The following is a 26,773-nucleotide window of genomic DNA, read 5'->3' as shown; positions in this document are numbered from 1 at the left end:
CTAAATGTCATTTTAAGTGACACCTATTTTATGATACGATATTTAACAGCGGGAGAATCTCACGGACCGGCATTAACTGGAATTGTGGAAGGCGTTCCCGCGGGACTGCCCATTACAGAAGAAGATATTGCAACCCATTTAGTGCGACGCCAAAAGGGATATGGTCGTGGTGGTAGAATGGCTTTTGAAAAAGATTTTGCCACGATATCCTCAGGTTTGCGTTTCGGAAAAACCATGGGCGGCCCTATTGCTATGACCATGCCAAACCGAGCATTCGAAAAAGATGATGCCGGGTGGCCTACCGTCATGAATAAGAAGGAAGAAGCCGAAGGCATTGAGAAAATCACCTTGCCCCGACCCGGACATGCAGATTTAGTAGGTGTTCAAAAATATAATTTTGATGATATACGTCCGGTTATAGAACGTTCAAGCGCCCGGGAAACTGCGATGCGTGTAGCTTGCTGCAGCATAGCCCGACAATTTTTGAAGCATTTTGGAATTGAAATTGGTGGACATGTAATGCGTATTGGGTCCATAGGGTACGAAAGTTGGGATGAAGTCAGAGAGATAGCAGACCCACTTGCTGAACATGGAGCAGAAACAATTTATAAAGCCGCCGATAAATCTGATGTGCGCTGCCTTGATGAAGACCTTTCAGCCCAAATGAGAGAAGAAATAAAAGTTCGCCGAAAAGAAGGATCTTCACTGGGCGGTATTTACGAGATTGTGATCACAGGCTTACCGGCCGGATTGGGAAGTTATGTCCATTGGGATCGAAAACTTGACGGGCAGTTGGCCCAAGTAATTATGGGAACACAAGCCATGAAGGGGGTTGAAATTGGCCTTGGGTTTGAATCCGGCCACCGCCACGGCCAACAGGTTCACGATGAAATTACCCATGACGGTAATACCTTCAAAAGAAAAACAAATCGGATGGGAGGTATTGAAGGCGGAATGAGTACCGGCATGCCCATTATTATTCGCGGAGTGATGAAACCCATTCCCACCATGCTTAATCCATTAGGCACGGTTGATATGGAAACCAAAGAACCTAAAGAAACCCGGTACGAGCGCTCGGATGTATGTGCCTTGCCGCGGGCTATTGTAGTGGCGGAAAGTGTAGTGGCGCCCGTATTAGCGAATGCTTTTTTAGAGAAGTTTGGTGGAGACTCTATCTCGGAGATTGAAGAAAATTTCAAATCTGCCCGCAATGAATAAGCGAATTTCAACGTTGGCTAAAGCAGTGAAAGAGAATCCCGATGATTCCTTTTATAAGTTTACTTTAGCATTAGAAATGTTGAAAATAGATGAAACCGGGAAGGCCAAAGTATTATTCGAAGCGATTAAGAATAATGACCCGGAATATGTAGGAGTGTATTACCATTTAGCTAAATTGTATGAGAAGCTGGACGAAAACAAAAAGGCACTTAAAACGTACAAGGAAGGAATAAAGATAGCTGAGAGCCAAAACGATTTACATACAAAATCAGAATTATCCTCGGCACTGCTAAATTTAGAATTTGAAATAGAAGATTAGATCTAAAGCGATGATCAAAGCATTTGTAAAATATGGGTTGCTATCGATTCTGCTTTTTGCAGGAACGGATATATTAGCTCAAGAGAAGGCAACATATACGGTTAAACAGGGCGATACTTTATACGGAATCTCTAAAAGTTTAGATGTTACCATTGCCGAACTCCAGGAGTGGAATAATCTGTCAGGTAATGAAATAGAACTCGGGCAAGAGTTAGTGTACTACATCCCACAGGAAGATTCTGATGGTACGGACTTACCTGAAGAGAACGGGCAGTCGCTGGTAAATCAATCACCGGAAACACAAAATGTATTCTATACGGTAAAAAGTGGTGATACCTTATATCAAATCGCCAGAGATCATGACATGACGATAGATCAGTTGAAAGAACTGAATAATCTCACAAGTAATACCTTGAGGATAGGTCAGCAGTTAGCAGTTAAAAAAGGAGCAGAAGCACCACCCTCAGTTTCTCGATTTTCGGAAGAGTCTTCTCCGCAGGGAGTTTTTACAGTTTATGAAATGCAGCGGGGGGAGACGGCCACGGAGTTATTTGATAGATTTAAAATGACGCAAGATGAATTCAAAAAACTGAATCCCGAATTGAATATTGACCGCCTTGCAACAGGGCAAGAAGTGACAGTGTTGCTCCCTCCCTCTCAAAATTATGAGAACCCTTTTCTACAAAAAGCCAACTTGCAGGATTTGGGAAGGGTTCCCGTTTTTACTTACCAAAGTTCTGAATCCGGAGAAACTACTACAAACGGAGAGCTTTACGACCCACAGGCATTGACAGCAGCACACTCTAACATTTCGTTGGGAAGTATCATATTTGTTGAAAATACTGAAAGCGGCAACGGCGTATATGTCAGAATTAATGATCGTATAACCAATTCAGGGCTTAAGCTTTCTGAAAAGGCATTCAGTATTTTGAAGCTAAGTAATGCAGCGCAACCGGCAGTTACCATTTATACGGAAACGAATGACTAACCAAATATCAAAATATTTTAAGGATACCAACACCCTCCTGTACAGCTTCTTGGTAAGCCTGCCATTATTTTTGTTGTATGAATTATTGATTGTAATATCTCAGCCTTCCGGTGATGCTATTGTACGCATTAGTGTTGATGTTTGGATTAAATCGTTGTTTACCTTTTTGGGTGTAAACGCCGTTTCATTTTCATTGCTGATCGTTGTTTTGGTAGGCCTTTTTATTCTATATAAAGAACGTCACCGGCTGAAGGAGCTACAGGTTTCGTACTTTCCTGTGTTGATTTTAGAGGCAACTGTATACGCCATTGTGGTTGCATTTATTACTCAGTCAATGACTTCACTAATTGTCAATATTGCAGCTTCAGATCCCATTGAAAGTTTATCAACCCTTCAGCAGTTAGCACTTTCTTTAGGGGCTGGCTTATATGAAGAATTATTTTTTAGAGTGATTTTGGTAACCGTTTTCATTCTGGGGTTTACAAAATTATTTGGAAAAAAATGGGCCGGTATAACTGCTGCAGTCGTGCTATCAGCGCTGTTATTCTCTGCGGTACATTACATTGGCTCAATGGGAGATGCCTTTACCTTTGGTTCTTTTTTATATCGCTTTATATTTGGATTAATTCTAAATGGAATTTATGTTTGGAGAGGGTTTGGTGTTGCCGCATGGACGCATGCCATTTATGATATAATGGTGATCGCCTTTCTATCATAAAGAAAAATATTAACGGGTTTATCAATACAATCTATTTAATATTGAAGTATTCTGTAGGTATTATTAGGTAATATTATTAGTCAATAAAACAGAATTATATTTTTATTTACGAAAAGGGATGGTTTAATGTCTCAGTTAACGAGGGATGAAATACAGAAACAAAAGGATTTTGATGAAGAGATCATACCTCACATGGATGCGTTGTATAACTTTGCCCTTCGATTAACAACAGATCCAAACGATGCCGAAGATCTTGTACAAGATACGATTGTAAAAGCTTATCGATTTTTTAGCAGTTACGAAAAGGGTACCAATGCGAAGGCGTGGATGTTTAGGATTTTAAAAAATTCGTTCATCAACAATTATCGTAAGAAATCAAAGAAACCGTCTCAAGTAGATTATGACGAAGTTTCATCCTACTACGAATCAGTGCGGGCTGAACGAACAGAAACTTCAGATTTAGAAAGCCTGATGTTTCGTGAGATGATGGACGATGACCTTTCTGAGGCGTTAACAAGGTTACCGGAAGATTTCAGAACGGTAGTATTGCTTTGTGATGTAGATGGCTATACCTATGAAGAAATAGCAAATATGCTTGATGTTCCTATTGGAACTATTCGTTCGAGGTTACACCGGGGCCGGAATTTATTGAAGACAGAGTTACTCGAATATGCCAAGAAGCGAGGCTTTACTGGCGACTAACCGTTTGTATAGGAACGTTACTTTTCTTCCCCAATGTTTTCAGTGTAAGTCGCATAGTAGTCCCCTCATCCAACTCAGATCGAAGTACGAATATACTTCCTTCATGATATTCTTCTATGATTCGTTTAGTCAGGCTTAGCCCAAGTCCCCACCCTCTTTTTTTGGTGCTGAAACCCGGCCTGAAAATATTTTTCACATTTTTGATATCTATACCACTTCCGGAATCTTCTATGTCAATTATGACTTCTCCCTCTTGTACTTTGGATGAAATAGCAATGTAGGTTTCGCCTTTTGACTCCCGGAGAGAATCCATGGCATTTTTAACCAGGTTTTCGATTGCCCACTGCAGTAACTCAGGGTTGGCTTTAACTGTAGCTGCGGCTTGAAGGTCTTTTCGAACTTCAATCGCTTTACCAAGCCTTGGCAAGCGACGTTCCATATAGCTCATGACTTGCTCAAGGATGGGAGCAATCTCTATTTCTTTCAACTCCGGCTCAGAACCAATTTTTCCAAACCGCTCGGCAACTCCCCTCAACCGCTGAATATCCTTTTCAATTTCATTCGCAATATTGACAGCCGTTTCTTCATACCTATATTCGTCTTTAAGGAGTTGCAGCCAACCATATAAACTCGAAATAGGGGTCCCCAGTTGATGTGCAGCTTCCTTAGCCATTCCAACCCATAAATTTGATTGTTCTGACCGGGTTATACTTCGATAGGTTGTATAGCCGATGCCAAGAAGTAATCCCAGTAGAATGAACTGGATGTATGGAAAATAGCGCAACATTTGCACGGTAGGGCTTTCTCCATAATGCACAAATTGGGTTATTTGCCGATTTTTATCTCCGATTACAAATTCTATTGGAGGATTCATTCCTTTAAGTTCACGAATAACTTCTTGTGTACCCTTCTGCGTTTGCATTCGAAGAGAATCAATATTTTTGAAACCAAGTAGCATGTCATTAGAGTCTAACATAACGGTTGGTATGTTAAATCGGTCCTGAACGATAATCTCTTCGGCAACAAAATCATTACTTCCTTTAGCCGCTTCTGCATCTTCAATCATGCGAATTACGGTATCAGGTACCTCTTCAATACCCTCTAAAATCCGAATGGCATTAAGCAGTTTTGTTGAAGCTTCTTCATTCACAAGCTGGCTGTTGAACTCAATTCCCTTAGTCCACAGTTGTACACTGGCTCGTTCCTGTTCCAATATTTTTGAAACGAGATACTGATTATATGCAATAGAGCCAATGCCCAAAAAGATGAGAAGGAATATCAGTATAACCTTAATTCTATTTGAAGGGAGAAGAAGTTTCATGAATGAAGGGTACTCATTTTGGGCAAAAATAAAAAAGCCTGTCTTTTAAATAGACAGGCGGTGTATTTAAGCTGAAGCTTTTTGTTTTTCGTAAACCGGGGGAGCTTCTTTCTCAATGGTATCTTTTGTAATTACACATCGGGCAATATTCTTCATGGATGGAAGTGTAAACATAATATCAAGCATGGAAGCTTCCATAATGGAACGTAAACCGCGGGCACCGGTCTTGCGTGCCTTGGCCTTTTTGACGATAGCCTCAAGTGCTTCTTTTTCAATTTCCAGTTCAACATCTTCCATGTCAAACAACTTGGTGTACTGTTTAACGAGGGCATTTTTAGGCTTGGTCAAAATTTCAAGCATAGCATCATCAGAAAGTTCATGGAGACCCGAGATAACGGGAAGCCGACCAATCAATTCCGGAATCAACCCATAATGCTGCAGATCTTCCGGTTCCACATGCGTGAAAATGGCAGGGTCTTCTTTGTTGAATTTAACCTGCTCAGTGGTATTGAAGCCCATAACGCTGGTCGACAATCGACGAGAAATAATATCTTCCAGCCCGGAGAAGGCTCCGCCTACAATAAATAAAATATCTGCCGTATCCAGCTGAATAAAACTTTGTTCAGGATGCTTGCGTCCTCCTTTTGGCGGAATGTTAGCAACAGTACCTTCCAGAATTTTCAACAAAGCCTGCTGTACACCTTCACCACTAACATCACGGGTTATGGAGGGATTGTCACTTTTGCGAGCTACTTTATCCACCTCATCAATATAGACGATTCCGCGACGGGCACGTTCTACATCATAATCGGCCGATTGCAGGAGGTTACTTAGAATACTTTCCACATCTTCACCCACATAACCCGCTTCCGTTAAAACAGTAGCATCAGCAATAGTAAAAGGGACGTCAATAATACGAGCCAATGTACGGGCCAGCAGGGTTTTACCGCTACCGGTAGGCCCCAGCAGCATGATATTTGATTTCTCTATTTGAGTGTCATCCAGATCAGTATTTTCGGAAGAAATTCGTTTGTAATGATTATAAACGGCTACGGATAAGGTTTTTTTAGCCAGTTCTTGCCCTATTACATAATCATCAAGCTTACTTTTAATCTCTACGGGCTTCAGAAGGGGCTTATAGCTTTTCTCTCTTCGACGTGCAAGGGAAGCTAAATCACTTTCAATGATGCTTGAGGCATCTTCCACACATCGATCACAAATATAAACTCCGGGACCGGCCACCATGCTGTTCACTTCCAGGCTGGAGCGACTGCAAAATGAACAGTGTACAATATCGCTGTTTTTATCTTTCTTGCTCATACCAAGCTTAATTTAATGAAAATGCGGATTATTTAGAATTTTTGGATTTTTCAATCACATTGTCAACTAATCCGTAGTCTTTAGCTTCATCGGCCGTCATCCATTTGTTACGGTCAGAATCTTCTAATACCTTTTCCACATCGTTGTCACTGTGGTCGGCTATAATTTGTCCCAATTCCTTTTTAACACGGATTATTTCGCGGGCTTCAATTTCAATATCGCTGGCTTGTCCCTGAGTACCGCCCAATGGCTGGTGAATCATAACGCGGGCATGTGGAAGACAGCTTCTTTTGCCTTTAGTTCCGGCCGTTAACAGCACTGCACCCATACTTGCAGCCATCCCCATGCAGATGGTAGCCACATCACATTTGATATGCTGGATGGTATCATAAATAGCCAACCCTGCTGAAACAACGCCACCAGGACTATTTATATAAAACTGGATATCCTTCTCAGGATCTTCACTTTCCAGGAAAAGCAGCTGAGCCATTATAGAACTTGCAACGGCATCGTTAACCGGAGTTCCGAGGATGACGATACGATCTTTTAAAAGACGAGAGTAAATATCATAAGCACGCTCGCCCCGGCTGGTTGTTTCCACAACCATAGGAACAAGGTTGTTTTGAACCGGTTGAACAGAATCTAAATTAGGATCTTGAAAAAGGGGTTGCTTAGTAATCATGGCTTCCTGATTGAATAATTAGTTATTCTTTTTGTCTTTCTTTTCTTGCTGTTCGCGGTATGCGTCTTTACCTATTTCGTTAATTTTAACTTTATCCTGTAGGATATCAAACACCTTATTTTCACGAATACTGCTTCGCAGTTGTTCTAGCATTTCGGGCTGTTGCGCATAATACTGCTTCAGTTGGTCGGTAGGCATTCCGTATTGAGCTGCCTGTACCGCTAAATGCTCGTCAATATCTTCGGGCTTTATTTCGATATCTTCAAATTCTTCCTGAAGTTGTTGACTGATAAATGACCATTTGGCTTCCCGAACTGCTCGGTCCTTCATTCCGGCTTTGTACTGCTCAGCATCAAAGTTGGCCGGTAATTCCCCGCCTTGCTGTTGTTTCAGTTGATCAACATAAGAACCTTGAATTTGAGCAACAAAAGTTTCAGGCACTTCAAAATCATGAGCTTCAACAAGCGCATCGGCTACGTCATTTTTAAATAAATCTTCAGCTGTCTTGTCATAATATTCTTGCATGCGGCTTTTGATATAACTGCCGAATTCATCTTCGTTATCCGCTTCGCCGTTGCTTTGCTCTTCGATAAGTTCGTCATTCAATTCAGCTTTATGAAGCTTCTGAACTTTCTTGAGGGTCACGCGGAAACTATCGGTTTCATCGCCTTCGCCCATTTCCATATCAACGATGTCGCCGGGCTTTTTGCCGACCAGTTCTCCGCGGAATTCAGCAGCGCCATCCTGACGAAGGTCTATTTCCTGATTTTCATCCATTTCACCTTCAACCGGGTTACCCTCTTCATCTAATGTGACGACATCCACGAGCAGCTTGGAATCTTCTGTGGCTTCTTCATCAACATCTTCCCAATTGCCTTGGCGCTCGAGGGTACGCTCAATTTCTTCTTCAACCTCTTCATCGGTCACATCGTGAACCATTTTGTTCACTTCAATTTTGGCAAGATCACCAACTTCAACTTCAGGTTTTGAGCCGATTTTAAATTTCACTTCCAGCTCGTCGTTCTCCCAATTGAAGTCGAGCATTTCAGTTTCGCCAATTGGGTTATACTCAGGTACAACCTCTTTCTCAAAAACATTTTGAACAATACTGTTTATCTCTTCCTGCTCAATCTCTTCACCAAAACGCTTTTTAATGATTCCCATAGGAACTTTACCCGGACGAAATCCCGGCAGCTGAATTTGGTTTTTATATTTTTTGTAAGCTTTGTCGAAGTCCTCTTGAAGATCTTCTCGATTGGCTTTTAGGGTGACTTCTTTATCTACAGATGTGATCTCTTCTACAGAAATATCCACGTGTTCTCCGCTTTAATTATTTTAATTCAGTAAGTAATCGGTATTCAAAATGTATTACCGGGAAGGAGTACGAGAGGGGGGACTCGAACCCCCACATCGGTTAAGATACTAGATCCTAAATCTAGCGCGTCTACCAATTCCGCCACTCTCGCAAAATTTCAGAGCTTACAAAGATAAAGGTTTCAATTTCTGAATTCAACCTAATTGAACAAGAAAGTGGCAGACAAATTACATTTGGTTGAAGGAGGAAAATCATAGTCAAAAAGAATTGGATATTGAGTGTTGAAATAAAGAATTTTAGATCATCATGTATAGAAATTTACGTCTGATTTACGTTACAACGCCCGATATTGAAGAAGCCCGAAAGATTGGCCGTGCACTGGTTGAGGAAAACCTCGCTGCCTGTGCCAATATTATAGACGGGATGAATTCCATTTATAAATGGAAGGGTGAAATACAGGAAGACAATGAGTGTGTCCTTATCATAAAAACACACTACTCCCGAGTTAAAAAAGTGACCCGGCGCATCAAAGAAATGCACAGTTATGAAGTGCCTGCGGTAATTTCACTTACTATCACTGAAGATGAGGGTAATGAAGAATACCTCGACTGGCTGGAGAAAAATTCAAAGCAGCCGTTTAAATTATAGATTTACTTTCCTCCATTTCTGAAATTTTCGAAAGAAACTTTCACATATAAACATCTCTCATTTTTCTATTTTGAAAAGAAAAACATGGTGTTAGAAAAAGAGCGAATTTCCGATCATATTTTATGGGCAAACATCAATCGCCCCAAAGCCCTGAACGCGATTGATTTTGAGGTGATGCAACAGCTGGAAGATTTGGTCAAGGAAATAGAAAATGACGAACGTATCAGGGTTTTTATTTTAAGTGGAGCCGGGGAAAAGTTCTTTGTGTCGGGTGGCGACCTTAAAAAATTTCATACTATTAAGTCCAAAGAAAAGGCGGTAGGCAAAGCAAAGCGAATGCAGGATTTATTGCTCCGGATAGAGCAACTGCCCTGTTGGACAATAGCTGTCGTAAACGGAGACGCCTACGGTGGCGGCATAGAGCTCATGCTGGCTTTTGATTTTCGTTTATCTAAACCCGGGGTGAAATTTGGGTTTACCCAGGGACGCTTTTACCTGGTACCCGGCTGGGGCGGACTAACCCGACTGGTAGAAAAAGTGGGAAGAGCCAAAGCCCTGGAATGGTTGGGGAAATCTGTAGTGACGGATGCCCACCAAGTATTAGCACATGGATTGATAGAGCATATTTTGCCAGGAGAGTCATTGCAAAAAGAAGTATTGGAATGGACGGAAAACCTGACCAAAAACGACCGGAAGTTCATTCAGATCATAAAAGAAGGCGCAGACCGATATTCAGCAGCAAACCGTAAAGAAGCCCTGGATGCAGAAGTAGAACCTTTCTCAAAATTGTGGGTGGATGAGCAGCATATCAACCGGGTAGAAAAGTTTATGAAGAAGAGATCGAAGTAAAACAAAAATATGGATGATCAGCTTTTATATCACGCACTGGACTACCTTTTTGTAATCTTCCACTTCAGCCTGATTGCATTTAATCTTACCGGCTGGATTTGGCAAAAAACCCGGCGGCTTCATCTATACGTTATTTCTGCTACCATTTTCTCTTGGGTTGGACTCGGCTTTTTCTACGGCTGGGGATATTGTCCCTGCACCGATTGGCACTGGCAGATAAAACGAAAGCTTGGAGAGACGGATTTGCCTCTTTCCTACATCAAATATTATTTAGATCAAATTTTCTGGTTTAGCTGGGATTCATTGGTAGTAGATGTATTGGTGGCAGGATTGGGAGTTGGGGCTTTTCTCATTTCCATCTTTTTGAATTACAGAGATTGGCAGACGCGGAAAAGTCAGTAGCGGTGTTGTTCTTTTGTGCCGACAAAAGAACCAAAAGTTCTTGGCTACGAAAAAAGGGCTAAAGTTGACTCTCCCGAAAGCGTTCTTTGGACATTTTGGAGCAAATATGCTGGAAAAAACACTTGGTTTTTTGCTTTAAAAATCTTTTTTAGCGAGACCTCATTGTGGCAACAAATAAAAAAAATCTGAAATTATTTTGTAACATTTGGCTAAGTTATGACTCTATTACATAGATCTAAAGTCAAAAAAAAAATAGATAAGAGAAGTATGAAAAAAGTAATACAGCTTATTTTATTTGGTACAGTGTTTCTGTTTTCTGGCTGTGGTGTGTTGGAAAGTGATGATAAAACATTTGATGCAGGACCCATTCTATTTATTTCTGATGAGAGTGGTACCAACCAATTATATAGCATGGACGAAGACGGAAATAACATTACACAACTGACCAATGATCCAAACTTTCCTATCTATGAAGCCAAATGGTCTCCGGATGGGCAAAAGATCGCGGTCATTTCTGAGGTGGGAGACTCAAATGATTACTCAGAGTACAGGCGTGCTGTTTTTATTATGGATGCGGATGGGAGCAATCGATATCAGCTAACACCACAATGGATAACTGTACAGGACTCTGTAAGGGGAGCTTTAAACTATGCGGGAGCATTGGGGATAACTTGGAAGCCTAATTCTAAAAAGATAATTTTTTCAAGGCTTATGGCACCTGAATCATTTGGTAATTATGACGTATTCCTGATTAATTTAGATGGAACTAACGAAAAGAGAATCACAAAGACTATTGACCTTACCGAAGGAACTTATGATTGGTCAAGTGATAGTGACGCTTTCTGGGGTGTAGTAGTTGATTACTCTGCACAGGATTCCAGTGGGCAGGGGATCCAGTACACAAGATTAGTGCTTGTAGATTTGGATGGAGAAATTTTGAAATCTTGGGGAGAACCTGGAGAAAAATGGCAACATCCTGCTTATTCTCAAAGTGAAAGTAAAATTGCATATATATATGTAAACAAAAGCCAAAACCGAGATGTTTATATAATAAATTCAGATGGAACAAGACGGTCTAATCTAACCAACGGAATGTGTCAATTTTCTGCACCAATCGCGTGGTCTCAGGACAATAAACAAATTCTGTTAGACTGTTATAATCAGAATGCTGATGGACACAGAATATTTATAATAAATGCTGATGGAACAGGTGTGAAAAATATCACACCCTTTAAAGATGTATTTCTTCAAGCACAAAGCTGGAGGAGGTGATACTAATCAAAAAAAGCAACAAATAATAAAGAAAGCCCTTGTCCCTGCATAGCAGGAAAAAATAAATCCCCGGCCCGGGATATTCATTCCAGGATATTACATCCTGCAAGGGCTTTTTATATCTACAAAATAATTCGGGCTAATCACCAAAAATAAAAATTAAAGGTAACAAATTATGAACAAAAGTATAATTGGTACAGCTATAATTGCACTGATAATGACAACCTTGTCTGTAGCTCAGGAAGCAAGAAAACCCGTAATTGATAAATACGGAAACCATTTAATTGTACACACAAATTCGAGCACAGATTTTTCTCAACGGGTGTATGGACAAATGCCAAATATTAGCCTTTTAGGTATTCAACGAGAAGGGCTAACTAAATCATCTATACAAACCCTGTCATCAAAACTCTTTTTTGATTACAAGGACATTCTTAAGATTGATCCTAATGAGGTAAAACTTCGAAAAGTTGATACCGATGGTCAATTATGGTTTGTTTCATATCAGCAAACAGTCAATGATATTCCGGTATTAGGGACTCAAATTGGATACACTGTTGACCAAAGTGGAGATATTGTAGCTTTAGGGACAGATACTTATCAAGATATTGAGGTCCCTAAAACTCCCAAAGTTTCAAAACAGGCGGCACTACAAACGGCACAAAATGCATTTGGGGCAGATTCCTCTCAAATATTGGAGCCTGGTACACTAACCATATATCCAATGATCGAAGACAGTGTTATAACTTTTTACCTAACATGGAAAGTGCATTTATCTTCACGGAAGCAATTAAAAAATTGGGTTTATTTTGTGGATGCTACAAATGGAAAAATAGTAGAGCATTTAAATTACTTGGCTGAGCAGGAAATTTCAAAAGATAATACTTCAGTTCCGAAAAGGTCTGATAAATATATTTCTATTAAAACAGATACAACCACATCTAAATCAAATACAGATATCTTACAGGTACACACACAACAAAAATTAATCCTAAATTATAATGTTAACGGAACTGTTACAGGTGATTATTTTCCAGAGGATTATTCTGATACTCCTGTAAGTACTAATTTTGAGATAACTGGGATAAAAGTGTATGACTCGATTGGTCGGCCACTTGATCAGGGAGATTCGGATAGCAACGGCGATTATTCAATAAATTATACTTCCTCTTTTTCAACACATTACATTCACATTCCTCTTCAAAATGATTGGGTAAAAGTTACAGAAAAAGACCAAACTATCGTTAATCCAATAAATACAGAACCTATTAAACAAGTACATTCATATACCCCAGGATCAAGTGTACAAGTAAATGCCGATTTTGGTGCAGGAGATGCCTCAAATGTAAAATATCATGTGACCTTAATCCATGATTATTTTAAAAACAGTCATAACTATAATGGAATGGATTATCAGATGGAGGCTGCAATAAATTTTGGTTCCGGAACCAATGGCTCAGCCGATGGGACGAAGATTATGTTTGGTTCTCAAGATGGAGAAAAATGGGCACAAGCTAGTGATGTCGTTTATCACGAGTATACACATAATGTCATTCATCATATTTATGATGGTTGGACCGGTGGTGGAGTCCGAACATCAATAGATGAAGGCATTGCAGATTATTTTGCCTCTACGCTCACAAACGATCCTGATCACGCAGAAAGTGTAGGTGGTACTAGAACATTAGATAATAATTTTAGCTATGATGAATTTGCATTTGATCCAGTACACTGGAATGGTCAGGTTATTGGCGGTGCTGCTTGGGATGTACGAGAAGAGGTTGGATCAACTATAGCAGACAAACTTGTATTTAAGGCGCTGCAACTCACTCCTCAAGCGGATACATTTGATGAATTCATGCAAAATATGATGAATGCAGATCAAATTCTTTATTATGGTGCACATGCGGATGAAATTATTGATGCAGCTCAAAATCATGGGATAACAGCGCCTTCATTTCCAGCCCCCTCATCCCCAACCAATGTCACCATCACCAACCCAACCGGTTTTAGTAACCCCAATATAGACTGGGATGATAACCCGGAGCCCTATATTGGTTACTATGAAGTTTGGCGCCAGAAAAAGCGGATAAGCGATGGGATTATTTTCCCGGAAACCCTCCTCGCATCCTCTACCTCCAGTTCCTACACAGATACCAACTTGTTCATGAATCCCATGCAACATATTTATGAATGGAGGTATGCAGTTAAAGCCGTTAGTACCGATAGTGCAGCATCCGGGTTGTCGGGTTATACGCAGTGGATAGACGGTATCTCCCAACACAAACAACGCCCGGAAATAACGGATGCCACTCCGGAGGAGTTTGCCTTGCAGCAAAACTACCCGAACCCGTTTAACCCGTCCACCCAGGTTAAGTTTGCTTTGCGTGAACAGGCGGAGGTAAGCATACAGGTGTACAACATAATGGGGCAGCAAGTGGCAACGCTAACCAATAAGACCATGCAGGCGGGCTTTCATCAGGTAGAATTTGACGGCTCCGGCCTTTCAAGCGGCGTATATATTGCCCGCATGCAAGCTGTTGGAACATCAGGTAAAGCGTTTACCGATGAGTTGAAGATGCAGCTTATTAAATAGGCAGCGAATAGACGTTCAGTTCTTTAAAGTCCACGTATTTTGCGTGGGCTTTTTCTATAAAGATCAGATTGGTTAACGAGCCGGATACATTACCGATATTTTGAGGCGGATCCCCCTGCAAGCATTGCGGAGCAGAGCCACCGAAACGAGGGATAAAGAACAATCATTGACCTTAATAAACCCAAAGCCTGATCCCAATCAGGTTCCAGTAGCCCATAAAAATGATAAAGCCGATCAATGTGATTGACAACAGGCTGTAAACGCCTAACAACCAGCGAGAGATATCCTCTTTAAAGGCCAGATAGGTAGCATAACCGCTTAATATGGAAAACACGGCAAAGCCTAAGGAACAGAGGGTAATCATGACCGACGGAACAGTAGCCATGCCAATGGTTGGAAATTCAAGCAGGTAGGCGAACCCAATAATGGCCGGTATACACAGCGAAGCCAAAAAGGGAAAGGTAATCATAGAAATTGCAGGAAAGGCTTTCCGGGAAGAACTGACAAGTCGATACAGCTCAAACGGCAACCAAAAAAGACTCACAAGACCGACAAGGCCAATCACAAAGAAACTCCAAAAGAAACCGAGTCGGGCAAGGTAAATTTTTACCGGCGAATCTTTTTGATAAAAGATATTATCAATCTGAATAGCCTTTCCGAGATCTTCACTTTCCATCAAAATGGCATTGGCAGTGTGGCGGTTTTCATTTCTGAGCAGTTGCTCACCGGCCGGAACTAAAGGAACCTCGGCTTGTAAAAAGCCCTGTGAATAGAGCGTATCATCTTGGACGCTGAAATTCCGTCCTTCAAACAGGTACGTTAAAAAGCCAAGCAGTTGATTTCGGGGATTGGCAGCACGATAATAGCCGGAAAATTCGCGGTACAGTTCAGGCTGGGGTTCATCTGTGATTTTGTCCATAGGCTCCGAATCCTGAAGCATAAAATCCCGGATGATGTTCCTCACCGGAGTCATAAAACTTCCTCCCGTGGAGTTAATAAGAATCACAAAACCGATTTCAGGATCATCGCTATATGCATAAGAGCTGACGAACCCATCAATACCCCCATCATGTCCGTGCCAGATAAAGCCTTTGTTTTCTGTGGTGGAAATCCCTAAGCCATACCCGTTTCTTAATCCCTTTTTAGCAGCCAATGTGGTTTTCGGATACTCCATGCGCTGGATAAGAGAGTCGGTTGCAAAAGCAAGATTTGAATCGTTCGGATTTTGCAAAAAGCGAACCAGCTTCGCTAATTCCTCAGGACTGGTATGTAAGGCCCCGGCCGGGCGATAGTAAATGTTTTGGTAGAGTGCTTCTTTATTCTCTCCCAAATATCCCATGGCCAGTTCCGAAACAACTTCATCTGTTTTTAAGAAACTTGAATTATTCATTCCAAGAGGATTAAGGATTTCCCGTTGAACGTATTCCTCAAAAGTTTCCCCCGTCACTTTTTCAACAAGGTATCCTGCGAGGGCATAGCCCGGGTTTGAATACGCGTATCGGGTGCCCGGCTTCCAGCGTGACTTGAAAGCCTTAGGGTTTTCGTCAAAGGCTTCGTTAAGGGGAAAGAGATAGTCATCTTCATAGTTATGCACCATACTGAAGTGCATGTCGTCGAAACCGGCGGTGTGCTCCAAAAGATGGGCAACTTTGATGTGCGCTTCATCACTCCAGGCATTGTTGATCTCCACTTCAGGGGCAATGTCAGACACGTTGCTGTCCAGAGAAATCTTTCCCTCTTCTGCCAACTTCATGATAGCCAAAGCCACAAAGGTTTTGGATACCGACCCGGCCCGAAACATAGTTGAAGCCGTCACCGGTTGTTGGGTTTCTGTGTTTGCGAAACCCACACCGCCCGACCATGCCACAGAATCACCGGCAACCAAAGCGATTCCAATTCCGGGGATGCCGAGATCCGTTCTCACTTTTTCAAGGGTGTCTAAAAGAGCGGTTCTTTGTTCCTGATCAAAAGCGGGATGGGTTTGCCCAAAGGCTGTATTGGTTAACAGGAAGCATCCTAAAAGAAAGAAGAAAGTGATAATACGTTTCATGGCGGTCAATTTTTTAATCTGCATACGGAAAAACAGGTAAAAGAAGTTACACTTTTGTCAAAACAAAAAAGCCCTTTGAACCGTCAAGTTCAAAGGGCTTAATTATGGATGCATTACAAATCGTTAGTGGATCTCAAAATCCCGGTAATAAACGGTATTTCCCCAAATCAGGTTAATTCGTCCGCCTTCATCGGTTTCTTCTACCGTGATGGTGAAGGCTTCCGTTACATCTTCCTTGGTGTTAACGTTCATTGAAACCCGGCCAAGGTCCTGACTTTCATCATAAGAATTTCCATTTTGTCCGGTTTCGCTGTTAATAATCAGCGTGCCGCCATCTTCTTCCGGGATAGTGAATAGCGTATATTCTCCGGCCGGCACTTCAAGGTCTCCAAAGGTTAAATCATTGGATGTATAAAAGTGGGTGGCGCGATTTGCACCGGTTCTCCAAACTTCACCGTAGGGAACAATATTTCCAAAGAGTACCCGATCCCGCTTTTTAGGTGAACCGTAATCCACTCTGAAATTGGTTCCGCCAAAAGAAAACTCCGTACTGACAGCACCGGATAATTCCCCAATGGGATTAGAAGAAAAACGTTCACTTAAAGCATCCATATCAAGAGCATCGTGGCGGTACACTTTCAGTTTCCGGGTAGTCAGGCCGGCATCAAGGTGTTCGAGGTTGCCTTCGGGACTTACGTTCACTCCCATCACTCCACGAAACGGATGACGGATAGTCATGGAATCTCCCTCAATAGCTGCAATGACAAAGTTAGAAATACGCTTTCCGCTTAATAACGGCTGATTTACCGTATCCTGTCCGGTTTCCACGGCATTATTAAAGGCGATTTCAAATGGCCAGTGTACCATGTCAATGAATGGAAGTACGCCTTCTTCGTAAGGAGCTTTATAGGAAATGCGCTCCTCATCGCGAGTAATTTCAATATTCAGGCTGTCACCATCTCTGATAATCGTTTGAACAATATTCCCTTCCCCGGCAAAACCTGTTGAGGCCGGATAATCGGTGCGGGCCATTTCCTCGATACCGCCATTTTCATCCCAATCAAGCAGATACGTAGAGAACCTGGTTTCGGGACTTCGCAAAATGACTTGGGCGGCAATACTGGTATCTGTTTTTTGAAATTGCTCAACCGCCAGGGTGTCGCTGCCCAACATGGTAACAAAAGCAGCATTTTCTGTGGTATCAGAAGTACTGCAGGCAGCGAAAAGTGCGACTGCAAATAGTGTAATTAATACGTTTTTCATAATCCTATAAATTGTTTGAGTTAGTATTAAAATCTAGCTTAAAAAGCTTTATTCAGCAATTTTTGAGTTATAAAGTTTGCAAATAATGAATGTTGGTTATCACTTTTGTAGATGTTAGATAATTCGAGGACAGTTTTTGCAATTAAAAGGTCCTGAAAGGACCACATATGAATAGCCCCGGACAATGAAATGCGACAGCATGGAAGCAGTCCGGGGTAAATTAGTAGAATAAAAAACAAAGCTTCGCCCGAAAGGTGATTTTAACATCTGTGGGTTAACGAAGCTTGGGCAACCATTTCTTTTAGGACTGTCTTGCCGCAACCCTGCGAAACCCAACTCAACGTTGAAACCAACGAGCCTTGGGTTTTTTAGTTGAACCCATTTACCCCGCCCTGCGGACGGGGCTATTCATATGTAACCCTTTCAGGGTATCCTCTCACTTAAAATAGTTTCCAATTCCAATTATCTAACATCTAAAAGGATGAAAATTTCTTAAAGCTTATTTCAAATTCATATTTATTTGTATTGAAACTAAGAAATCACTTTTTCTTCATTAATCTCAGTAAGTGCTTCCACAAAAACCTCAACCGGTTGGGCACCGGATAATCCGTATTTGTCGTTGATATAGAAAAATGGAACGCCCTGAACCCCAATACGATGAGCTTCTTCCACGTCGCTCACCACTTGGTTTGAATAGGTATTCTCATTCAACACCGTTTCAATATCTTTGCTGTTAAGTCCGACGGACTTCCCAATTTCGGTCAATGTTTCCTTATGCCCAACATGTTTGCCTTCTTCGAAATAAGCTTTTAACAAAGCCTCTTTCATCTCATCCTGCTTGCCCTGCTCATTGGCCAAGTGAATGAGCTGATGGGCATTAAAGGAATTAGTGGGTTGAACCTGGTCCATGTTGAAAGTGAGTCCGGCTTTATCGGCCATTTGAACCATATTATCATTCATTTGCTTTGCCCAGTCACGGTCGCGGCCGTATTTTTTGGCGAGGGTGTCATAAATATCAAGATCAGAATGTACCGGCGCATTAGGGTCGACCTCGAAACTTTTCCAGGTAATTTCAGGCTCTATATCCGGGAGTTGTTCTAAGGCTTTTTCCAGGTGTCGCTTGCCGATATAACAAAACGGGCAAACCACATCCGACCAAATTTCAATTTTCATAGTGCTGTTTATTTTGTTGTAATCCAATAACTTATTTGAAAGGAATAATGTTCATTATGTGGCTAATCTTACAGAATGAATCGAAAGCGAAGCCGCTATAATCATGGAACAGGATCTCAAAGCATGAATTAGCTATGATGTTATGCTTAGTTTGAGACTCTTCGCGTTATACATCGGAAGTATTTGAAAATTATGATGCGCTCAGAGTGACAACAGAGATTCTTTTATTACTGTGCCACCTGGTCCAGCATCTCAAGTCTCTTGGCTTCAAATTCATCGCCCGGTTTCCAGGACTGGAGTTCGGGGGCATTAAGGGCTCTGAAGCCGGTCATGAAAAAGAGGCGGGTATCGAGTTCGGCTCCGGCTAAATCCCAGTATTCATTGATCTCATCATTTACGGTATGATAGTTGGCATCGGCAACACTGTCTCGCAGGGCTAAAAAGTCTTCACCCTTCCCAATATATTCCGTTCCCGGATTTGGGAAAATTGCAGGTATTCCCACTTTGGCCATATTAAAATGATCAGACCGGTAGAAATAGCCTCGCTCGGGATAAGGATCCGGTTTAACGGTTCGGCCTTGTTTGGCAGCTTCTTCTTCCAGTAAATCGCTGAGCGTGGTGCGGCCATATCCAACTACCACTACATCCTGCGTTTCCCCATATACATTCATACCATCCAGGTTGATGTTGGCCGTAACTTTGCCCGGCTCCACGGTGGGGTTTTGTGCCCAATACTGAGATCCCAGTAAGCCCACTTCTTCCGCACCAACCACCACGGCCAGTACGCTTCGTTCAATTTCGCCCTGAATGGATTTATAGGCCTCCATCATTTCCAGCAAAGCACTTACCCCGGCGGCATTATCGGAAGCACCGTTGTTGATGGAGTCGGCCTCAATGGGCGTTGTGATACCCAAATGGTCATGATGTGCCGTAAGCAGCAAGTATTCGTCATTGATATTTTCGTCACTGCCTTTAATTTCAGCGATTACGTTTTTGGCCATGATTTCACGGTAATCGGCATTCATGCTGACATTCATTCGGACTCCGCTAAGTTCAACCGGTTCAAAATCAGGACTGTCGGCTGCTTCCATCTGTTCCTCCAAATTCAATCCCGCTTCCTCAAAAAGTAGCTGAGAAGTTTGGTAGGTCATCCAGCCATTAAATTTGGTTGGGGAATTTGAGGTATCTCCCTCTCCTTTAAGTGTAAACCGCTCGCGACTCCAGCTATTAGAAACGACATTCCAGCCATAACCGGCTGTCTCATCGGTATGAATGATGATGGCCCCTAAAGCTCCCAGTTCTTTGGCTTTTTCGTATTTGTAATCATAGCGTCCGTAATAGAGTCGTGCATTGCCGGCAAAAAGTTCGGGGTCATATTCCGGATCGTTGTTTTTGAAAACCAGGATTTTGCCGGACATATCCATGTCTTTATAATCATCCCACTGCTCTTCCGGAGCCTGAATTCCATACCCTACATACACCAATTCTGCGTTCTCGACCTCCACTCGTTCTGCCTGATTTGCCGGCCAGGCCATGAATTCATCAAAATATTGAAGAGCGAAAGGGGTGCGTCCATCAGTAGAAACCGACATCTCAGCGTTAGAAGTTTGCTGACCCAGAAGTGGAAATTCCTGCACATAACGTTCTCCATTTACACCGGGCTGAGCACCCATTTCTTCAAACTGTTCAACCAAATATTCGACGGTCATTTCTTCACCTTCTGTCCCAGTTGCTCGACCCATAAAGTCATCATCGGACAGGGTTTCAATATGCTGAAGCATAGCTTCTTTTTCGATGGATTGAGCCGCTTTTTCAGCAGGACTTTGGCAGCCGGCTAAAAGTAATAAAATGGTTAGAAGGACAAATGAAGATTTCATACAGTGTGAATTTGTTATCGGAAATGTAGAAGGAAGATAATGCACAAATGCGGAACAATAAAAGGATGGTTTTGTATAATGCTCCGATCAACGAATCTTGTAATAGCAGCATGTTTAACCATGATTTTCTTGATGGGAGGATTTCTATGATGGAGTGGGATAAATCAAGCACATCGCTTAATCCAATAAATCATGGTTCAGCCGGAGAAATTTCTAATAATTTGAGGCGGAGTCTCCTGCACCCATTGCGGAGCGGAGCCGCCACAACGAGTGTAACGAGGGTAACCGACTAAAAAATTCACCAAGGCGTCCTCTTTCCCTGGCGGAGTGATAACGAGGTTAGGGAAAGAGACAGAGAAAGGGTCCTGTTGCTAAGGGTTAGAAGTCTAAACTATACCCACCCAATTCACATCTAAAAACAAAAAAAAAAGCGAAAGGCTATTAACCTTTCGCTTTCTCTTAAAACTCAAATTAAATAGGAGAGCTTAATTCGCCGGCTCAAGCTCCACAGTAAATTTCTGAACCATGTCAGTTACTTGCTGATTATTTAACATTCCGCCAATAATATAATATTCACCATTAGCTTTGGCAATGCCTCGATGGTCCATGCTTGGAGTCGGTTGAGCTCCTAATTCAACCCACTCTTCGGTATCTAAACGGTAGGCAAATACGGTATTTTCAGGAGTGGAAGGTCGGAGGTTATAACCAATGCCATTATAGTTGTATGGATTAGTAGAACCGCCCACAAAAACTACCATTTCAACCGGGCTTTCAATACCTATTGCAGCCATTCTATAGCGAGCATTTCCGGGATGCTTATTAATTCGGGTCCATGTGATTTCAGTTGGGTCTTCGGCGTTAATCTCCCCTTTGATACTTCCGGGAGACATATTAAAGATGCGCTCGCCTTCATCAACGATAGCCTGTACACCATCAGAAAGAATCATAGTGTTTCCAACAATTCCACCTGCATGACCAAATACAGGAGGTCCCGGATAAGGAGTGGCATGTTCCCAAGAGTTGGTTTGGGTATCATAAACCTGAACATTGGAAACATTATTAGTATTAGTCCAACCGCTTACCAGGTAAATATAACGGTCCTGATAGACCAGGGAAACGGCATCTTCAACCGGCAATAGCATATTGGCTACTTGCTCATAAGAGCTATCAGCAGGATTGTATTTGAATACCTCGTGGGTAGAAACTTCACTTCCGTCTTCAGCTACGGTATATCCGCCGAAAATGTAGATGTTGCCGTTTACCATTTCTGTGGTACTGCCCAATCGGCCAATTTCGTCAGGAACCCCTGAAATTTCTTCCCAGGTTTCATTTTCTACATTGTAACGAGCAGCAAAGTCGCTTACATCCTCATAGGATTTTCCGCTTTCAAGTCCCAGGAATGTATAAAGGTAGGGATTGCCATCAATAACTGTTGAAGTAACAGCATTGTTTGAAATCGGCATGGGTAGTGGCTCCGCTTCAGACCAGTTTAAGGTCACCTGCTTAGGTGATTGCTGGCAAGACGCTACAAAAATTGCAATAGTTAGTAGAGATAATATTCTTTTCATTTGTTTAAAAATGGACTTATTGTCTGTTTTTATAATTACCCTGAATCACGACTTTTTTGTATAAACAATTGTGATCAGTTTTTGGTTAATTTCAAGCCCTAAATATAAGGTTTTTATATGTCCTCTTTTAAAAATAAAAATGTTTTAATCACCGGTGGCGCCAGCGGCATTGGTTTGTTAATGGGCAAGAAATCACTTCGCCGAGGTGCAGATAAATTAATTATTTGGGATGTGGATGAATCGGCTCTTGCTTCCGTCAAAAATGAGTTAACCGATCAAGGTTATACTGTAATAACAAATGTAGTGGATGTAAGTGACCACAAAGATGTTCTAAAATCTGCTGAAAAAGTAATTGAAGAGCACGGACCTGTAGATATTTTATTCAATAATGCAGGAATTGTAGCTGGAAAAAATTTTGATGAACAAAACATGGAAGAAATTAAAAGGACCATGGATATAAATAGCCTTGGGTTAATGTATGTGGCCCGGGCTTTTCTGCCTGCTATGCAAGAAAAAGGCAGCGGACATATAATCAATATCGCATCTGCAGCAGGACTTACTCCCAATCCCGGAATGACCGTTTATGCCGCCAGTAAGTGGGCTGCGGTAGGTTGGTCAGAATCGTTGAATTTAGAGCTTAGAAAAAATAAAGCTTCCGTTAAAGTACTTACCGTAATGCCCAGTTATATTGACACAGGAATGTTTGAAGGTGTAACAGCCCCATTGCTGATGCCGTTGTTAGATACTGATGCCATAACCAATAAAATTTTAGACGCTGTAGAATCAGGTAAAGATCGGTTGAGAGAACCTTTTATGGTAAAGTTAACTCCATTCATCAGGGGGGTACTACCGGCTAAACTATACGATTTTGTGGCAGGTAAAATCTTTGGAGTGTATGATTCTATGAGTACTTTCAAAGGTAGAAAGATGGAGGACTCATGAATGCAGAAGAGTTATTGCAAAGGCAACACACCTATTTCAAATCCGGTGCTACTAAATCGGTTGAATTTAGGATTCATCAGCTCGTAACACTTAAGAAGCTATTGAAGGAACATGAACAGGAATTCATGGAAGCCGTGTATGCTGATTTTAAAAAACCTGAACTGGAGACGTATGCTACGGAGCTCGGTATTTTGCATGATGAAATTAGTTATACCATCAAGAAGCTTAGAAAATGGGCAAAACCACAACGAGTATCCGGCTCACTCATAAACTTTCCGTCATCCAATTATATCGTTAAAGAACCTTATGGTTCGGTATTAATTATTGCTCCCTGGAATTACCCAGTACAACTTGCATTGTTGCCTCTTGTAGGAGCCATAGCAGCCGGAAATACCGCTGTTATCAAGCCATCCGAAATAACTCCAAATACTTCTTCGGCCCTGTCTGAGGTTTTAGGGAAATGGTTTAAGGAAGAATTTGTGGCGGTAGTTGAAGGCGGTGTAGCGGTAAATCAGGATTTACTGGATCAGGAATTCGACTATATCTTTTTTACAGGAAGTACGCGGGTTGGTAAAATAGTTATGGAGGCGGCTGCCAAGAATCTGACTCCTGTGACGTTAGAATTAGGCGGTAAAAGTCCCTGTATTGTTGATGAAACCACGGATCTTAATACTGCTGCCAAACGAATAGTATGGGGGAAATTCTTAAATGCGGGCCAAACCTGTGTGGCTCCGGATTACCTGCTGGTACAGGAATCGGTGAAGCCCAAAATGCTCCAACTACTCGAAGAACATATTCAAAAATTTTATGGAAAAGATCCTGAGAAAAGCCCCGATTATCCCCGAATTGTGAATAAAGATCACTTTGATCGATTGAAAGGATATTTGAAAGACGGGGAAATATTTTATGGCGGTGAAGCGGATAAGGAAGAATGTTTTATTGAACCGACTGTCATGACGGATATTTCCTCGGATGCTAAGGTGATGGAAGAGGAAATTTTTGGTCCCATTCTTCCGGTTCTAGGTTTTAATGAAATTTCAGAAGCTATTGAAATTATCAACGTAAAGCCGAAGCCGCTGGCGTTTTATATATTCACAAATGACAGCAACACGGAAGAGCTGGTATTGGAAGCATGTTCATTTGGAGGTGGGGCCGTGAACGATGTAGTGGCACATCTTGGGAACCATAATCTTCCATTTGGCGGAGTGGGAAAAAGCGGAATGGGGGCCTATCACGGAAAATATAGTTTCGATACTTTTTCGCATACCAAAAGCATCATGAAAAAACCGATTTGGCTGGATATTCCTTTTCGATACGCTCCCTATAAAGGAAAATTAAAATGGATAAAAAAATTATTGAAATAAAATGAGTACAGATACTTTTAGAGCATTTTTGGTGGAAGAAAATACGAAAGGTGAATTTGTGTCTGAAGTCAAAGATGTGCCTTTCTCTTTTTTACCTGATCATGAAGTGCTGATAAAAGTGCATTATTCGTCATTGAATTATAAAGACGCATTATCGGCATCCGGCAATAAAGGGGTGACCCGAAACTATCCGCATATTCCCGGTATTGATGCGGCGGGAGAGGTCGAAGAAGATACTTCCGGTACATTTCATAAAGGACAAAAAGTAGTAGTAACGGGGCGCGATTTGGGCTCCAATACTTCCGGAGGTTATGGAGAATACATTCGTGTTCCGCATGACTGGGTTGTTGCTCTGCCGGATGGGTTAGACTTGAAAAAATCTATGAAATATGGAACCGCCGGCTTTACAGCCATGTACGGGGTAAAGCGACTTCAGCGTGAGTTAATTTCACCCGAAAACGGCAAAGTCTTGGTTACCGGAGCCACAGGAGGGGTGGGGTCCTTGTCGGTATTTTTTCTTGCTGAACTTGGGTATGAAGTTGTTGCTGCCACGGGCAAAATGGACAGAGAGGATTTCCTAAAAGGGCTTGGCGCCAAGGAAGTCATACACCGAGATGAGGTGACAGATGTAAGCGATAATTTCCTGCTAAGCCGTGAATGGAACGGAGCGATTGAAACGGTAGGCGGAAGCATGTTGGATGCGGTCATTCGCCAAACCAATCACGATGGAGCAGTGGCTTGTTGTGGCAATATTTTGGGGCATAAAGTGGACACGAGTATTTACCCGTTTATTTTGCGCGGAGTAAGTTTGCTTGGGATCGATTCAGCCATCTGCAAAATGCCGATGCGATTGAAAATTTGGGATACGATAGCCGGAATGAATCACAATAAATTGCCGGCCGACTTTACTTCTGAAGTTGGATTAGAAGGTTTATCAAATGAAATTGACAAAATCTTAGAAGTTGAGCAAGCCGGTCGGGTAGTTGTAAAGCACGAAACTTCTTAAAAGTTAAAGCTTTTCAATTTCATTAATAACTTCTTCAAGTTGTAATGCCTTTTTTTCAATTTGATTGTAAGTAACTGACAATTTTTCCAACTCTTGTTTTGATTTAGATTGATATGCTAAATAAGATTCACTTTCGGAAAGTTGAGATTTAGCGGTTTCTAAAAGTTCTTGTTTAGCGGTGGCAATTCTATCTTCACTCCAATAATTTTTTAAGTGATCTAAGGTGTTGATTTGTAAATCAAAAGTTGAGTTTTGGTTCTTTAAAAGAAGTTCAGCGTAATCAGAAGCCTCTTTATAAAACTTTTCATCAGATTTAATTAGTAAGGGGAGCATTCTGCAGGCTGCAACCTGTTCTAAGATAGATTTTTGGTAAGAGGTGATTTCATCCTCATTTAGTAATTCACTGATCTCATCATCCTTTTGTTGCAAACTTTTATTGTCATCAAAATAAATAGTATTAATTATATCAATATGAGGCTGAACCTCTTTCATGATGTTTTTCCATTGATCCTTTGAATTAATAAAATCTTCTTTCAGCACAATATTATAGCTGTTTTGATCTGATTGGTTTGGATTAAAGAATGAACTGTTGGCGCTTTTACCTGAAAAAGAATCACTGAATGTAATTTCATTTATGAGTGGAGCATCTTCTGGTTGAAAGTCATTTTGATTTTGTCCCTGACAGGCGGTTAGTATGATAAGCGAAATGATATAAGTTGCTATTTTTAAATGTCTCATAAGGCTTCTCCTAATTTTTATATTAACTAAACGGGTTGGATTGAACAGTCGCAGGGTAGTGCAGAAGGGCTAGCCATTGTAGATTGCCCTCCGTTTGTAATTGTTCCGGAACAAAGTAATTCTCCGAAGTAACAAAATATAGCATCCGAAGTTGGTCCACACGCCCCACCTCCCGTGTCATTCCAGGCAGCTGTATAAAAATCACCTGCTACTGGGTCATAGCCGGTGCAAATATAATCCCATTCTTGTGTTTGAGCTTGTGATGGTACAATAGAACACAAGCAGGTGATATTAAAAATAACAATGCTTTCTTCATAACAATATGTTTCATTATATGTTTAACGTTTATTTACACATATATACGTATAATTGCAAATTTAAAATCTGGACTGTATGCCACTAATTTGAAAAATAGAAAAGCCCACTGTTAGGGGAAACAGCG

At 41.5% G+C, this 26,773-nt stretch carries 23 protein-coding genes and 1 tRNA gene; 13 read left to right on the top strand and 11 right to left on the bottom strand.

Annotated elements, in window-relative coordinates; genetic code table 11:
- Positions 1 to 30 precede the first annotated feature (30 nt).
- From aroC to RI561_RS06015, 5 genes are all read left to right on the top strand, one after another.
- Positions 31 to 1,218 carry a chorismate synthase gene (gene aroC / locus RI561_RS06035; protein ID WP_395079330.1) on the top strand — a complete coding sequence of 396 codons (1,188 nt, stop codon included), beginning with the start codon at positions 31 to 33 and terminating at the stop codon, positions 1,216 to 1,218.
- Positions 1,211 to 1,537, top strand: coding sequence for a hypothetical protein (locus tag RI561_RS06030; RefSeq protein ID WP_395079329.1), 327 nt, complete (start codon positions 1,211 to 1,213; stop codon positions 1,535 to 1,537). The genes aroC and RI561_RS06030 overlap by 8 nt, the downstream gene beginning before the upstream one ends.
- Positions 1,538 to 1,547: 10 nt before the next feature.
- On the top strand, positions 1,548 to 2,525 hold the full coding sequence (locus RI561_RS06025; RefSeq protein ID WP_395079328.1) for a LysM peptidoglycan-binding domain-containing protein: 978 nt from the start codon (positions 1,548 to 1,550) through the stop codon (positions 2,523 to 2,525).
- Entirely contained in the window at positions 2,518 to 3,243 is a 726-nt protein-coding gene (locus RI561_RS06020) for a CPBP family intramembrane glutamic endopeptidase (RefSeq protein ID WP_395079327.1), read from the top strand. The genes RI561_RS06025 and RI561_RS06020 overlap by 8 nt, the downstream gene beginning before the upstream one ends.
- Before the next feature lie 126 nt (positions 3,244 to 3,369).
- Positions 3,370 to 3,945, top strand: coding sequence for a sigma-70 family RNA polymerase sigma factor (locus RI561_RS06015; protein WP_395079326.1), 576 nt, complete (start codon positions 3,370 to 3,372; stop codon positions 3,943 to 3,945).
- Here the strand turns inward: RI561_RS06015 and RI561_RS06010 are convergent.
- The 5 genes from RI561_RS06010 to RI561_RS05990 all read right to left on the bottom strand — a co-directional run bounded on the left by RI561_RS06010 (position 3,932) and on the right by RI561_RS05990 (position 8,734).
- Positions 3,932 to 5,266, bottom strand: a complete 1,335-nt coding sequence (locus RI561_RS06010; RefSeq protein WP_395079325.1) for an ATP-binding protein — start codon at positions 5,264 to 5,266, stop codon at positions 3,932 to 3,934. The genes RI561_RS06015 and RI561_RS06010 overlap by 14 nt on opposite strands.
- A 66-nt stretch (positions 5,267 to 5,332) precedes the next feature.
- Complete coding sequence (clpX, locus tag RI561_RS06005; protein ID WP_395079324.1) at positions 5,333 to 6,586, bottom strand: ATP-dependent Clp protease ATP-binding subunit ClpX; 1,254 nt, start codon at positions 6,584 to 6,586, stop codon at positions 5,333 to 5,335.
- Between the two features lie 28 nt (positions 6,587 to 6,614).
- Positions 6,615 to 7,268 carry an ATP-dependent Clp endopeptidase proteolytic subunit ClpP gene (clpP, locus tag RI561_RS06000; RefSeq protein WP_395079323.1) on the bottom strand — a complete coding sequence of 218 codons (654 nt, stop codon included), beginning with the start codon at positions 7,266 to 7,268 and terminating at the stop codon, positions 6,615 to 6,617.
- Positions 7,269 to 7,286: 18 nt separating this feature from the next.
- Complete coding sequence (gene tig / locus RI561_RS05995; RefSeq protein ID WP_395079322.1) at positions 7,287 to 8,582, bottom strand: trigger factor; 1,296 nt, start codon at positions 8,580 to 8,582, stop codon at positions 7,287 to 7,289.
- Positions 8,583 to 8,650: 68 nt separating this feature from the next.
- A tRNA-Leu gene (locus tag RI561_RS05990) sits at positions 8,651 to 8,734 on the bottom strand.
- A gap of 155 nt (positions 8,735 to 8,889) precedes the next feature.
- On the opposite strand from RI561_RS05990, the gene cutA reads away from it, so the two are divergent.
- The 5 genes from cutA to RI561_RS05965 all read left to right on the top strand — a co-directional run bounded on the left by cutA (position 8,890) and on the right by RI561_RS05965 (position 14,350).
- Positions 8,890 to 9,231, top strand: a complete 342-nt coding sequence (cutA, locus tag RI561_RS05985; protein WP_395079321.1) for a divalent-cation tolerance protein CutA — start codon at positions 8,890 to 8,892, stop codon at positions 9,229 to 9,231.
- An 84-nt stretch (positions 9,232 to 9,315) separates the two neighbouring features.
- The gene (locus RI561_RS05980) at positions 9,316 to 10,080 is read left to right on the top strand and encodes an enoyl-CoA hydratase/isomerase family protein (protein ID WP_395079320.1); all 765 of its coding nucleotides are present in this window, start codon (positions 9,316 to 9,318) and stop codon (positions 10,078 to 10,080) included.
- Positions 10,081 to 10,089: 9 nt separating this feature from the next.
- A complete protein-coding gene (locus tag RI561_RS05975; RefSeq protein WP_395079319.1) occupies positions 10,090 to 10,482 on the top strand; it encodes a DUF2784 domain-containing protein in 393 nt (130 codons plus the stop codon).
- A gap of 267 nt (positions 10,483 to 10,749) precedes the next feature.
- On the top strand, positions 10,750 to 11,754 hold the full coding sequence (locus RI561_RS05970; RefSeq protein ID WP_395079318.1) for a TolB family protein: 1,005 nt from the start codon (positions 10,750 to 10,752) through the stop codon (positions 11,752 to 11,754).
- A 175-nt stretch (positions 11,755 to 11,929) separates the two neighbouring features.
- Entirely contained in the window at positions 11,930 to 14,350 is a 2,421-nt protein-coding gene (locus RI561_RS05965; RefSeq protein ID WP_395079317.1) for a T9SS type A sorting domain-containing protein, read from the top strand.
- Positions 14,351 to 14,522: 172 nt separating this feature from the next.
- On the opposite strand, the gene RI561_RS05960 is transcribed toward RI561_RS05965, so the two are convergent.
- From RI561_RS05960 to RI561_RS05940, 5 genes are all read right to left on the bottom strand, one after another.
- A complete protein-coding gene (locus RI561_RS05960) occupies positions 14,523 to 16,400 on the bottom strand; it encodes a serine hydrolase domain-containing protein (protein WP_395079316.1) in 1,878 nt (625 codons plus the stop codon).
- Positions 16,401 to 16,523: 123 nt separating this feature from the next.
- Entirely contained in the window at positions 16,524 to 17,663 is a 1,140-nt protein-coding gene (locus RI561_RS05955) for a DUF2911 domain-containing protein (protein WP_395079315.1), read from the bottom strand.
- 531 nt (positions 17,664 to 18,194) lie between these two features.
- Positions 18,195 to 18,836, bottom strand: a complete 642-nt coding sequence (locus RI561_RS05950) for a DsbA family protein (RefSeq protein ID WP_395079314.1) — start codon at positions 18,834 to 18,836, stop codon at positions 18,195 to 18,197.
- A gap of 227 nt (positions 18,837 to 19,063) precedes the next feature.
- Positions 19,064 to 20,713: a M28 family peptidase gene (locus RI561_RS05945; protein ID WP_395079313.1), complete on the bottom strand. Its 1,650-nt coding sequence runs from the start codon at positions 20,711 to 20,713 to the stop codon at positions 19,064 to 19,066.
- Positions 20,714 to 21,198: 485 nt separating this feature from the next.
- Positions 21,199 to 22,281 carry a Kelch repeat-containing protein gene (locus RI561_RS05940; RefSeq protein WP_395079312.1) on the bottom strand — a complete coding sequence of 361 codons (1,083 nt, stop codon included), beginning with the start codon at positions 22,279 to 22,281 and terminating at the stop codon, positions 21,199 to 21,201.
- A gap of 117 nt (positions 22,282 to 22,398) precedes the next feature.
- Here RI561_RS05940 and RI561_RS05935 point away from each other — a divergent pair, with 117 nt between their 5' ends.
- Genes RI561_RS05935 through RI561_RS05925 form a run of 3 tightly spaced genes read left to right on the top strand, consistent with a single transcriptional unit; the run spans position 22,399 to position 25,593 of the window.
- Entirely contained in the window at positions 22,399 to 23,223 is an 825-nt protein-coding gene (locus RI561_RS05935; protein ID WP_395079311.1) for an SDR family oxidoreductase, read from the top strand.
- Entirely contained in the window at positions 23,220 to 24,587 is a 1,368-nt protein-coding gene (locus RI561_RS05930; RefSeq protein WP_395079310.1) for an aldehyde dehydrogenase, read from the top strand. The genes RI561_RS05935 and RI561_RS05930 overlap by 4 nt, the downstream gene beginning before the upstream one ends.
- A 1-nt stretch (position 24,588) precedes the next feature.
- Positions 24,589 to 25,593 carry a YhdH/YhfP family quinone oxidoreductase gene (locus tag RI561_RS05925; RefSeq protein WP_395079309.1) on the top strand — a complete coding sequence of 335 codons (1,005 nt, stop codon included), beginning with the start codon at positions 24,589 to 24,591 and terminating at the stop codon, positions 25,591 to 25,593.
- 3 nt (positions 25,594 to 25,596) lie between these two features.
- On the opposite strand, the gene RI561_RS05920 is transcribed toward RI561_RS05925, so the two are convergent.
- Complete coding sequence (locus RI561_RS05920; RefSeq protein WP_395079308.1) at positions 25,597 to 26,331, bottom strand: hypothetical protein; 735 nt, start codon at positions 26,329 to 26,331, stop codon at positions 25,597 to 25,599.
- Positions 26,332 to 26,773 lie beyond the last annotated feature (442 nt).

This window comes from Gracilimonas sp. (assembly GCF_031581265.1).
Lineage (GTDB): Bacteria > Bacteroidota > Rhodothermia > Balneolales > Balneolaceae > Gracilimonas.
This window is presented reverse-complemented; position numbering and strand designations above follow the sequence as displayed.